The sequence below is a fragment of the Legionella feeleii genome, assembly GCF_001467625.1.
Classification (GTDB): domain Bacteria; phylum Pseudomonadota; class Gammaproteobacteria; order Legionellales; family Legionellaceae; genus Tatlockia; species Tatlockia feeleii.
This window is the reverse complement of sequence record NZ_LNYB01000080.1, coordinates 467,706-479,398: the sequence shown is the minus strand read 5'-3', so window position 1 is coordinate 479,398 and position 11,693 is coordinate 467,706. Positions and strand designations below refer to the sequence as shown.

Below are 11,693 nucleotides of genomic sequence, written 5' to 3'. Positions count from 1 at the left end.
TTGATTTCATTTCCAGCTCCTCGTTTGAGAAAGCTTAGTTTAGAAAATTTAAATTTCTCAGGTAGGTGTATTTGCCCGAACGAATACGATTCTACTCTCTATCATCCAGTCGTTTTTGAGGTTGCTTTTGATAATAAGAAGCGCATAGAAACCCAATGGCATCCATTTCATTTCATGAATTTGGGGGGCGAAAGTAGAACTATTTTGATTGGTCAAATCAAAAATACTAATTGTAAAAAAAACCTCACCATTCTTTCTGCGCGGGTAGCTATTGAATCTATCGGCCCTCAAAAACTTCCTGAACCGGTTATTTTACACGACTCGAAAGCAGAAAAAGATCCTGGAAGAAACATTAAAATAGAGGAACAAAAATCGCAAAAAGGACCGTGTATATTTATGTAAGTTTCTATGAAGCTGAACTGAGATTCAGCCTCATTCAGATGAAGTTAAACAAAAATTTCCTGTAAAAAATTAGCCATCGCCTGGAGAGCACGGCGTTCTGCTTTAGCATTATAAATTGTACCTAATTGCGTATCATGTGCATGTGGATTAGTAAATGCATGTTGGGTATGGCCATACATATGCACTTGCCAATCGACTTTGGCCTCGGTCATCTCCTGACAGAACTCATCGACTTGCTCAGGCCGGACCATTGGATCATCATAACCGTGTAGAGCCAGAATTTTAGCGTGGATAGGATGACTAGGCAGCTTTTCTTCCGGTTTATTTAATAAACCATGAAAGCTGACCACCCCTTTTAATTCAGCCCCACTACGGGCTAAATCCAAGGCACACATACCGCCAAAACAGAATCCTATCACCGCTATACGGTTAATATCTACTTCCGGCATGGCTATTAATGCATCATAAGCAGCACGAATACGTTCGCGGAGTAACCGACGATCATTGGCTAAAGGTTGCATGAGTCCCATTTTTTCGTGGGTACTGGCTCCTACGCGCCCATGTCCATACATGTCCAAAGCAAAACCAAGGTATCCCATCTCAACAAGCATTTGAGCCTTTTCACAGGCAAATTCATTACGCCCGCTCCAATCATGAGCGACTAAAACTGCCGGCCGCGGTTGATCATTTTCATCATCATAAGCAAGAAAACCATGTAACTCCTGTTCACCATGATGGTAAAGATAATTTGATGTATGCATAACCAGTCCTTTTTCTCTCATTGTTTACAGTCTAAATTGATATTGGCAAATGTCCAGTACCTGATTGTTAGTTATCCTCTTGCCAATGTTCAATCTGTTGATTTTTAAATAATCAATTATACGCTCCCAACTGGCTCATTATGTGCTTATACAATTTTATTATAATCATGCCCAAATTGATCTTTCTTGAACTATGATCAATTTATAGTTCGAACACGGATGGGAATTATGCTTGCTAATACATTGACAGAGTTTAGAGACTATATTCACGCCCAACTATGTTATCAATTATTCATTACACCTATTCATCTGCCCGTTGAAAAACCCTATCGCGATTTTGCACGGCGCGCTTGTGAGTTTTTCGTGGAAAAACGCACTGAGGTCATTGACTGTATTTATCCACGTCATCATGTCCTTCATCATTTTGCCCCCCCTGATCGCTCAACAGCTAAAAAAGTACTCATTACCCATGGTTGGATGTCACGGGCAGCGTACATGGTTCGCTTGATACGTGCTCTTCATCAACAAGGTTTTGATGTGTATGCTCTGGATTTTCCAGCACACGGCGAAGCAAAAGGAATGCAATTACCGTGGACAGATGCTGTTTTATTGCTACACCATATATTGAATAATTTTGGTCCATTCTATGGCCTGGTAGGCCATTCTTTTGGTGGTTCTATGCTATTGAATACTTTAAATCTTGCCAGCCAGCTACCCGAGTGGCGGCTGGATGCAGAACCAGAGCGGGTAGTCCTTTTAGCTTCACCAACCCGCATGCGCACACCGGTGGGTAAACTAGCCAGACGATTTAAATTAAGTGGTCGTGGTCTTCTTATCTTACGCGAAGTGTTTCGTCAACATGCTATAACTGATTTGAGAAAGCTTGATTTTCGTCATTATATCAATAATGCCCAAACACCCTTTCTCTGTATTCATGGCGACAAGGATGACTCGATTCTGCCCAGTGAATCAATCATTTTCTGCAAACAATACCCGCACGCTTCACTGGCTTTATTGCCGGGAGCAGACCATGTTAGCGTATTAATAGATGAGCGGGTAGAAAAGACAGTCTGTCAATTCCTCACTTAATCCAGCGTTTTTCGATAACGTTTAAAACCTATTATCATGACCACAGCCATAAAAGCGATAATGGGGATAATTTGCCGCCATACTTCCCAGAATCCATTTCCCTTTAGTAAAATCCCACGGACTACTACTAAAAAATGGGTTAAAGGTAAGATATTGCCTAGCCATTGAGCCCAATCCGGCATACCTCGGAATGGAAACATAAACCCTGATAATAAAATAGAAGGCAAAAAGAAAAACATCGCGCCTTGCACTGCTTGTAACTGATTAGTAGCCAAAGTGGAAAAGGTTAAGCCTACCGCCAGATTCGCAGCAATAAATGGCAAACAGAGAGTTAATAAGAGTAAGATACTGCCTTGCATAGGGACATTAAACACAAATTTAGCCATGCATAAAATAAGCAATACTTGTAAATATCCCACGATAATATAGGGAACAATTTTCCCAACCATAACCTCCAGCGGCTTAAGAGGCGTCGCTAACAAATTCTCCATCGTTCCACGCTCAAATTCCCGAGTAATAACCAATGCGGTAATAATGACCATCGTCATGGTCAGTACCACACCTAACAGGCCAGGTACTATATTATAGGCAGTGATCGCCAATGGATTGTAAATGGCATGGACTATAGGGTCATATGGCGGAGAGCCTGCAGCCAACTGATTTAGAGGCCCAACAAGCTCCTCTTTAAAAACCAAAGAAGCCAGATCACTAAATACGGAAACTGCGCGACTGGTTGCTGCAGGATCAGTAGCATCTGCTTCCAATAATAAAGTTGGCTTGACCCCTTTAACCAAATCATGGGAAAAATTAGGTGGAAAATTAACTACAAATTGTACTTCCCCTTTTTTCAACAAGGCGTGTGCCTCTTCCTCCGTTGATGCAGCTTTTATAAAGCGAAAATAAGTTGAATCCTGCATGGCAACCAGGATTCTACGGCCAAAATTGCTATAATCGGGATTAACAATGGCTGTTGGTAAATTACGCGGATTCGTATTAATCGCAAAACCAAACAAGAATAATTGTATTAAGGGTATGCCAATAATCATTGCAAAGGTTGCTCGATCACGAGCCATTTGAATAAATTCTTTTGCCATAACAGCTAGCAGACGAGAAATTGCCTCTCTTTTCAACTGAGCTCTCCCTCTGATTTCTTAACTAGACTTATAAAAGCATCCTCCAAAGTCGGTTCAATAGCTTGCCAGGTTATAGACTTTTCTTCCGCCAATTTATTCAACCCTGCTTCTATTTTCTCTTGCTCATAACCACAAATATGAAGCTGGTTACCAAATAGTGCGGCTTGCGTCACTCCGTCAATCGTTTTTGCTTCTTGCAGCAAATTTGTAGTCACATTACCTGTTATTTGCCAAGTACTTAAGTTGGTACTGGCAATGACTTCCTTTACCGTGCCTGTTACCAATAAATTCCCATAAGCCAAATAAGCAAGACGAGTGCAGCGCTCTGCTTCATCCATATAGTGGGTAGATACCAACGTCGTAATGCCTTTTTCACTCAAATCATGAATTTTATCCCAAAATTCACGACGTGCTATTGGGTCGACACCCGCTGTAGGTTCATCAAGCAGCAGCAACTGAGGCTCATGTAACAAACAAGCTGCTAATGCGACGCGTTGTTTCCACCCGCCGGACAATTGTCCGGTTAACTGGCGACGTCGATGCACTAAACCAAGATCCTCCAGCGCCCGTTCCACACGCTCCTTCCTTTTATCAAGATTATAAACGCGGGCAATAAAATTTAAGTTTTCCTCAATACTTAAATCCGTATAAAAGCTAAATTTCTGCGTCATATAACCGACTTGTTTTTTAATTTTTTCTGACTCAGTAAGAATATCGTAGCCTAAACAAGTACCCCGTCCTCCGTCTGGAGTTAATAACCCGCATAACATCCGGATTGTCGTTGTTTTTCCACTACCATTGGGTCCTAAAAAGCCGAAGACTTCCCCCTGTGCTACCAACATACTAATGTCATTGACAACTATTTTATCGTCAAAGGATTTACGTAAATCAACTACATCAATAATGGCTTTTTTCATGGTAGAAATACCGATACCGGTTGCCCAGGTTTAAATTCACTGGGGTGCTTCAGTTTCGCCTTGATGCGAAAAACCAATTTATCGCTGTTGTCGCGACTATAGACAAGGGGGGGGATGAATTGTGCTTCAGGAGAAATATAATTGATGGTAGCTTCGCTTTTTTTTATACAACCATCACAAAGAAAGGTAATCTCTTGTCCGCGCCGCAATCGAGTCAGAGTCTGTACCGGTACAAAAAACTCAATACGGACATTTTCAGGTGGTAAAAGAGACAGCACCGATTGCTCACTGCCTACAAACTCGCCTTCACGGTAATACGTATCAAAAATAAAGCCATCATTTGGCGCATAAACCGTTTTTTGCTCCAATTGCCATTTAGCTTCTGCAAGTTTTGCGGTTAAAGAAATAACCTGTGCCTGTTGGGCTTTGATTTGTTCATCGCGGCTACCCAGTTTTGCTAACTGTAAATTAGATTCATATTGTGCTTTAAGCTGTTTTTGCTCTTTATACAAAGCAACTGCTTCATCAACCGAGTCTTTATCAATAGCTTGTTTTGCATAGAGTTGTTGGGTACGTTGTACACGAATTTCTGCAAGCTTCAATTGTGCATCGGTTTGTTCGATTTGGGCCTGGATCGCAGCAATTTCCGGTGTACGTCTTGGCTGCATTAAATCATTCAATAATTTTTGAGCTTCTAATAAATCGGCTTCATTTTGTTTGACCACTAATATTTGCGGATCTGCATCCAACGAAAATAATAGTTGGCCTTTTTTCACCTGATCGCCGCGGTGAACATACAATCGCATCAATCTCCCTGAGTTAGGGGAAGCAAGATAGACATTTTCCCCTTCAACATAGCCCTGATAACTGCGCTCTTTTTGTTGCCCACAGTTTGCAGCCATTAGGATTAATAAGGCTATGAAGAGAAATTTTATTTTCATACCATCATTTTTTTTACACTCTTTAAATTAGTATAATGAAAGGCTCGCCGTATTTCATGTAAATCTCAAGAGAATCATAACTAACTCAATAAATCGTTATGCCAATGGCCTCCTGTAATAGGCAAGTCTATTTATTGACTCTACTTTATTAGTAAACAAGCCGGGATAATTTGTTTAGAATGGCTTCCCTTTTGGCGTACCCGAATTCTAATTGGCGACAAAGAAATTGGTATCTTCTTTAAAATAAGGTTGAGTTATGTTTTATGTAAACGAAAAACAAAAAGTTATCCGCAAACTTCCTGGTGGTAAGACTTATAAAAATACTTTAGCAACAGCTGGAATCAAATCCCTGGAAGAAAATGTACCCTCAGGAACCCACTTAGCGCTTTCCTATCTTGACGGTAGGCGTATAGTGCGGTTGTCTGACTCAAAATCCCCACAATATCAATCTGAACAGAAAGGAGGACTCTGCTGGTATTACGCCTCCAAAACACAATGGTTTGGTAAGTTTTATATGGGGCCAGAACGCCATTACGAAAAAATTATTTCAACTTACCGCAAAATTTGTACGCAACAAACAAAACTTAAAGTGCGGGAAGATGCCATGGTAGATTGGTTTAACGAGCAGTTTGAATCTTTTAGAGAGCAGGCATCAAAAGATACAGCAAGCGATACAAGGACTGAATTCACCGAATTGGCTTTTGCCAAAATGATTTTGCAACACAGGCCTCTATCAGAGGACGCGGTTCGTTTCTTCCAGGATTTTCTAGGCAATGGAGAGTTTGATGACTTGACTTATTTTACCCTAAATCGTCAGGCTAAAGCGTTGATCGCGGCTATCACTGCTGTCAGCCAGGAACTTCGATTTGACGTAAAACAAGCTGTTTCTGAACTACTTGAGGCAAGTAAAATTAATTTATCTTTCGACGAACTCAGTTTAGAGGAGCTGTCAACCTATTACGACCGTGCCATCATTAACCATATATGGCGACTTCAAGGTTGTGCTCCTTCCTCTTGGCATCCGGCAAAAGGGTTGCAGGCACTGGTTAATGAATTACGTGAAGGCGTGTGCATTGCTGAAATTGATTATGATCTTATTGAAACATCTGCTGAACCCCCTGTTCATCAATTTACTGCATCCGAAGATAACGGCTATCTCATTCATACCATAATAAAAAAGACTGATAATGAAAGAGGCGAGGAGACACATGTCATCAAAATTATTGGTGCAGAATTAGAGGATGGAGGTAATATTTATTATATCGATCCAAATGATGCCAGTGTTCCTGAACAACCCAGAATTGCGCATAGAATACCTTACGACCTTTTTTGCGAGATTTTACAGGACGAACATGGCATTAGCGTGGAAAAGTCAATGTCAGCCACAACCTTCCCGAGAGTTTTGCATCGTATTCAAATACCAGACAATAACATTATAGCTGCCCCTTCTTCCCCCAAACGAGTCAGCAAAAGACAACAAGACCTTTCGCCGCCCACTTCACCAAGTGATGCACCAAAGCGACTGAAAAAAGAGGAAAATCACGGTAAAAAAGATGCCAGGCTATTTCAAATTAAGCCCCCGTCAGAGAAGGAAGAAATGGCGCCAGCGACTCCTGGATCACCCATTTCTCCCTAGTGATCGTTAACCGTCTATTTCAATATGGTAGCCAGGCGTATTCAATGCTACATTCTAGAGAAATGGTTGAGATTAGGGACAAATATGAAATTTGATCTATTAGTTTTAGGTGGTGGAAGCGGTGGTATTGCCAGTGCCGTGCGTGCTGCTCGTCATGGCGCTAAAGTGGCGGTCATTGAAGAAAATCATCTCGGTGGTACCTGCGTCAATCTCGGCTGTGTTCCTAAAAAAGTCATGTTCAATGCCTCAATGGTGGCAGAAACATTAAGAAAATCACCTGACTATGGCTTCCATCCTGTCAATGTAAAATTGGATTGGCAAACACTGGTCAGTAAACGCAATGCTTACATTGAGAGATTACGAGAAAATTACGCCAAACGCTTCAACGAATACAATATGACCTATTTACACGGCAAAGGGGTCTTCGTTGACGCTAACACCGTTGATGTTTGCGGAAAAACCTATCAGGCAGATCATATTATAATCGCTACTGGGGGCGAACCTTTGCTTCCCAATGATTTGGAAGGAATTGAATATGCTATCGATTCAGATGGTTTTTTTTCGCTTGCCTGCAGACCAAATAAAGTAGCTGTTATTGGGAGTGGTTATATTGGTGTGGAATTGGCAGGTTTGCTGCACAGCCTTGGCGCTGAGACACATTTACTTATCCGTGGGGAGCGCCCTCTGACTCGATTTGATGCGATGTTAGGAGATACCCTGGTAGACATTATGAAACAACAAGGGATCAAGATTCATTTCAACCATAATGCCCAACGTATTATCATGCAGGAAGATGGGCGCAAAGCGATTAAATGCCATAGCGGCTCTATGATTTCTGATCTGGATACAGTGATTGCTGCTGTTGGCAGGTCTCCCCGTACATTCGGTTTAAATCTGGAAGCTCTTGGTATGGATAGAGATAAACGCGGTCTTATCAACGTTGATTGCTATCAAAATACATCCATACCCGGTATTTATGCCATTGGCGATGTAACTGCCGCGCCAGCCTTAACACCTGTTGCTATCGCTGCTGGCCGTCGGCTTTCTGATCGTCTCTTCGGTGGACAGAAAAAAGCACATCTGAATTATGAGAATATCTGCTCAGTAATTTTTAGCCATCCGCCAGTTGGCAGCGTGGGATTAAGTGAAGAGGAAGCGATAGCCAAATTTGGTAAAGAAGATATTAAAATTTATCAAACCCGCTTTAATCCCATGTATGACGCGTTAAGTGAAATAAAAACCCCAACAGCGATGAAATTGGTTACTCAGGGAAAAAATGAAAAAATTATCGGTCTTCATATGATTGGTTATGGCGTTGATGAAATGCTGCAAGGCTTTGGAGTTGCTGTTAAAATGGGCGCCACCAAACGTGATTTTGACGATACTGTCGCCATCCATCCGACTAGCGCGGAAGAACTGGTAACCATGGTATAAAAATGACTATTCGTTCTTATGAAAACAAGTCACCTCTTGTTGGTGAAAAGGTCTATATTGACCCCCAAGCTGCTGTAATTGGCGATGTAACACTTGCTAATGATGTATCAGTGTGGCCTATGGCTGTTATTCGGGGCGACGTGAATTACATCAGGATCGGTGAAGCTTGCAATATACAGGATGCTGCCATTTTACATGTATCCCATGATGGTCCGTTCACCCCTGGTGGCCAACCGCTCATTCTTGGCAAAGGTATAACTATTGGTCATAAAGCAGTATTACATGCTTGTACGATAGACGATTATTGTCTGATAGGGATGGGAGCATTGATTCTGGATAAAGTTCATATTGAACATCATGTTATGGTTGCTGCAGGCAGCCTTGTTCCCCCGGGGAAACGCCTCCAAAGCGGTTATCTCTATCTGGGTAATCCGGCTCGCGCAGTGAGGCTTTTAACCAACGAAGAATTAACTAACTTAGAATATTCTGCTGAACACTATGTTAGAATAAAAAATAACTATTTGTACCCACCACAGCCACCACAGTAGGGTCTGTTGGCATTTCCCGGCCGGAATCGAAAAGCGTGATTTACAAGCATCGCAGCACAGTGAAAAATAGGAATTACCGTTTTTCGGCCCAAATAGCAGGAATATCAACAAACCTAAGGAAAGCTGACGTGAATTCTTTGTTGGGCTTACATCCTTAAAATGGGCGATTCCTTCCTCTTATTGACCAATTCCTCTTGTAAAAATTAAAAATAATTGCCATTATGCTCAATTATAAAACCACTTATAGCCCAACCGCTTAAAGTGAGGCGAGTAAAAATGAGGATAAGCGTAAGCCAAACTGCTTCAAATTGGTAGTTAACGTATTTAATATCAACACTGAATACAATTAATTACTAATTATAATTGACGAGATACGCTTGCCCATGTAGCTTTTACCGCTGCAAATATTTTAATTTTTAATTAAAGGAATAACATGCATCTAGATTTTAAAAAATTTAAATTGCCACTCATCCTTTTGGCTATTTTTTTAGTTCCACTGCTTTTCGGTCAATACATTCCCGTTCAAATTAAGTCTATTAGTTATGCATTTAGCCTGAGCATGAAAGCCGTACTTGAGTTTTTCATGCCTTTTATTATTTTTAGTTTTGTCTTTTCATGCCTGGGAAATTTACAAAAAGGCGCAGTGTTTTTCGTATTTTTACTTATCGTTTGCGTTTTTGCGTCTAATTTTACAGCGCTGATGTTTGGTTATACTTCTGGCTATATTGGACTGAGTCTCTTTCATTTCAATGCCGCCAGTATCGATTCAATGCCCCAGTTAGTACCCGCCTGGCAATTTCACTTAACAAAGCTTATTTCTAATGATATTGCATTATTAATTGGCTTTTTTACAGGTATCTTCTTTTCTTTACGTCCTAATCCAATAGCAAAAAAAATAGGTACTAATTTAAATAAAGCAGCCAATGGATTCCTAAAAAAGCTGTTTATTCCTTTGCTGCCCTTCTTTATTTTAGGTTTTTTGTTCAAGCTTGAATATGAACAAGTTTTACAAACATCATTGAAATTATACGGCCCAATTTTAGTATTAATTATTGCCAGCCAATGGCTATATCTTACCTTTTGGTACCTCACAGCCAGTAATTTTTCACTTAAAAAGTTCTTTTTCTACTTAAAAAATGTATTGCCAGCTAGTTTAACTGGTTTAAGTACTATTTCGAGCGCGGCTTCAATGCCAGTGTTACTCGTCTCAACAGAAAAAAATCTTAATGATGCTGAAAAAGCGAAGATGCTCGTTCCAGCCATTATTAACATTCATACTATCGGTAGTGCTATTGGTGTTCCTATTTTAGCGCTGGCAACTATCTTAACCTTTGGTCTGCCACTGCCATCCTTGCATACCTTTATTATTTTTGCCTTCTACACCGCGTTGGCGAAATATGCTGTTGCAGCGGTTCCCGGCGGAGTTATTATCGTCGTTACCCCTCTTTTGGAAGCCCATCTTGGTTTTTCAAGTGACATGGTTGGTTTAATTACAGCAATTTATTTGATCTGTGATCCTTTTGGTACAACAGCAAATGTTACCGGTAATGGCGTATTCCCCATTATGTTTACTAAATTGCATGAGCGTCTGAAAGATCTGCGATTGCCAAATCTTATCGGAGCGAGAAAAACTACTTTCGCTAATGATTAAGACCCCAGCTTTTTAAACTTCAAGCCTGCTTGTCAACCCTGCCAAGCAGGCTTTTTTATTGCCAGTACCTTCCATTTAAACCAATTTTATAAATCATTGTGCCCCACACTCAGTGAGAACATGCTTGAGTTAAAGAATCATTAAAAGGCATGCACTTATAATGGCTTAAACTCTCTTGATAAATGTTTTGGCCTTGAGGGCAACGCTTATTAAGACCTTTGCCCATTCTCACAGCAAGCCCACCACTTTTTAATGAGTAGATTCGCCAAAGCAGGATAAGCGATATTTGCCTCTGGACAGTAGAATCCACATCCTATGCAGAAAGATTAGATAACCCCATCGCACCCCGTGTTGACTGATTAAATTCACCAAATGGCACTGACTACATCGCCTCTGTAAATCCATCTACATCTGCCCCGCTATCCTTATTTTACCGTAACGCAGAATGCAAGGAGTAAACCATAATCCCTTATCCATCAGGTTCATTTAAATAACAAACTTCACCAAACAGGCACCTAAGTTGATAGAAAGCCAATATGCAGCGCATTGCTTTTAAGTCCACTCAATAGACGATGCCACAGGGTAACAAGATAAGACTAGAGCTGAAACAACAAGTGGAAGAACACACGACTCAGGGTATATAAAAGGCGCAGAGCATAAGGTACGTCACTTTAATTTACAACGGTTGATTAAGGAACAGAGAACCAGGATGGCAAAAGGGTGAAATAGATTAGCGCAGCAAGATAAGACGCCTGCCCCAACACTGGAAGTAACTGTTAATCTTGCGGGCAGACAGCCCAGTTGCGAGGATTTTCTTCACTGCTCGTGCGCATTTCGCAATACCTTCTTTTCTTGATCACTATAACTGTTTTTCTTTTAACAGCTGCCGTGTTCAAGTTAGTGGGGGGTTTGTCATAAAACTAATAGATCATCCAGGTAATAACGATAAGTTACATTCATGCCATCAAAGGTAAGGACTTTAAATAAATACCGCTGAAAACTGCGCCAGTGGTGCAAGAAGTGCAAATCCATCGACTAACATTGAATTCCCTTAACACGCTAGGCATCCATCTCACGAGCCATAAAATGGATGTCACTACAGGATTGGCAAAGAGTATGTAGGAATGGTTGCTGTTAAAGGCTAATGTCAAAGTAAGTAACTTGAACAGTATTAATTTTTG

The 11,693-nt window shown here is 40.9% G+C and carries 10 protein-coding genes; 6 read left to right on the top strand and 4 right to left on the bottom strand.

Annotated features, from left to right (window positions below):
* On the top strand, nucleotides 1–402 hold a 402-nt coding region (locus Lfee_RS17215; protein ID WP_162262679.1), incomplete at its 5' end, for a hypothetical protein.
* Between the two features lie 44 nt (nucleotides 403–446).
* Here Lfee_RS17215 and Lfee_RS09845 read toward each other — a convergent pair.
* The gene (locus Lfee_RS09845; RefSeq protein WP_058446265.1) at nucleotides 447–1,163 is read right to left on the bottom strand and encodes a dienelactone hydrolase family protein; all 717 of its coding nucleotides are present in this window, start codon (nucleotides 1,161–1,163) and stop codon (nucleotides 447–449) included.
* 228 nt (nucleotides 1,164–1,391) lie between these two features.
* On the opposite strand from Lfee_RS09845, the gene Lfee_RS09840 reads away from it, so the two are divergent.
* Nucleotides 1,392–2,252: an alpha/beta hydrolase gene (locus Lfee_RS09840; RefSeq protein ID WP_058446264.1), complete on the top strand. Its 861-nt coding sequence runs from the start codon at nucleotides 1,392–1,394 to the stop codon at nucleotides 2,250–2,252.
* Here the strand turns inward: Lfee_RS09840 and Lfee_RS09835 are convergent.
* The 3 genes from Lfee_RS09835 to Lfee_RS09825 are packed head-to-tail and all read right to left on the bottom strand — an operon-like array spanning nucleotide 2,249 to nucleotide 5,243.
* Complete coding sequence (locus Lfee_RS09835) at nucleotides 2,249–3,382, bottom strand: ABC transporter permease (RefSeq protein WP_238584910.1); 1,134 nt, start codon at nucleotides 3,380–3,382, stop codon at nucleotides 2,249–2,251. The two genes, Lfee_RS09840 and Lfee_RS09835, sit on opposite strands and share 4 nt — an antisense overlap.
* Nucleotides 3,379–4,302 carry an ABC transporter ATP-binding protein gene (locus tag Lfee_RS09830; protein WP_058446262.1) on the bottom strand — a complete coding sequence of 308 codons (924 nt, stop codon included), beginning with the start codon at nucleotides 4,300–4,302 and terminating at the stop codon, nucleotides 3,379–3,381. The genes Lfee_RS09835 and Lfee_RS09830 overlap by 4 nt, the downstream gene beginning before the upstream one ends.
* The gene (locus tag Lfee_RS09825; protein ID WP_058446260.1) at nucleotides 4,299–5,243 is read right to left on the bottom strand and encodes an HlyD family secretion protein; all 945 of its coding nucleotides are present in this window, start codon (nucleotides 5,241–5,243) and stop codon (nucleotides 4,299–4,301) included. The genes Lfee_RS09830 and Lfee_RS09825 overlap by 4 nt, the downstream gene beginning before the upstream one ends.
* 256 nt (nucleotides 5,244–5,499) lie before the next feature.
* On the opposite strand from Lfee_RS09825, the gene Lfee_RS09820 reads away from it, so the two are divergent.
* The 4 genes from Lfee_RS09820 to Lfee_RS09805 all read left to right on the top strand — a co-directional run bounded on the left by Lfee_RS09820 (nucleotide 5,500) and on the right by Lfee_RS09805 (nucleotide 10,512).
* Nucleotides 5,500–6,879, top strand: a complete 1,380-nt coding sequence (locus tag Lfee_RS09820; RefSeq protein WP_058446259.1) for a hypothetical protein — start codon at nucleotides 5,500–5,502, stop codon at nucleotides 6,877–6,879.
* Nucleotides 6,880–6,963: 84 nt separating this feature from the next.
* A complete protein-coding gene (gene gorA, locus Lfee_RS09815) occupies nucleotides 6,964–8,313 on the top strand; it encodes a glutathione-disulfide reductase (protein WP_058446258.1) in 1,350 nt (449 codons plus the stop codon).
* 2 nt (nucleotides 8,314–8,315) lie between these two features.
* On the top strand, nucleotides 8,316–8,861 hold the full coding sequence (locus Lfee_RS09810) for a gamma carbonic anhydrase family protein (RefSeq protein ID WP_058446256.1): 546 nt from the start codon (nucleotides 8,316–8,318) through the stop codon (nucleotides 8,859–8,861).
* Between the two features lie 433 nt (nucleotides 8,862–9,294).
* Nucleotides 9,295–10,512 (top strand): cation:dicarboxylate symporter family transporter, encoded by a 1,218-nt coding sequence (locus Lfee_RS09805; protein WP_058446254.1) that lies wholly within the window; start codon nucleotides 9,295–9,297, stop codon nucleotides 10,510–10,512.
* Nucleotides 10,513–11,693: the final 1,181 nt, after the last annotated feature.

Excerpts from the sequence above, each read along its gene's own strand:
- Lfee_RS09820 (WP_058446259.1), top strand. The coding sequence starts at position 5,500 with ATGTTTTATGTAAACGAAAAACAAAAAGTTATCCGCAAACTTCCTGGT.
- Lfee_RS09805 (WP_058446254.1), top strand. The coding sequence starts at position 9,295 with ATGCATCTAGATTTTAAAAAATTTAAATTGCCACTCATCCTTTTGGCT.
- Lfee_RS09845 (WP_058446265.1), bottom strand. The coding sequence starts at position 1,163 with ATGCATACATCAAATTATCTTTACCATCATGGTGAACAGGAGTTACAT.
- Lfee_RS09840 (WP_058446264.1), top strand. The coding sequence starts at position 1,392 with ATGCTTGCTAATACATTGACAGAGTTTAGAGACTATATTCACGCCCAA.
- Lfee_RS09830 (WP_058446262.1), bottom strand. The coding sequence starts at position 4,302 with ATGAAAAAAGCCATTATTGATGTAGTTGATTTACGTAAATCCTTTGAC.
- gorA (WP_058446258.1), top strand. The coding sequence starts at position 6,964 with ATGAAATTTGATCTATTAGTTTTAGGTGGTGGAAGCGGTGGTATTGCC.
- Lfee_RS09810 (WP_058446256.1), top strand. The coding sequence starts at position 8,316 with ATGACTATTCGTTCTTATGAAAACAAGTCACCTCTTGTTGGTGAAAAG.
- Lfee_RS09825 (WP_058446260.1), bottom strand. The coding sequence starts at position 5,243 with ATGAAAATAAAATTTCTCTTCATAGCCTTATTAATCCTAATGGCTGCA.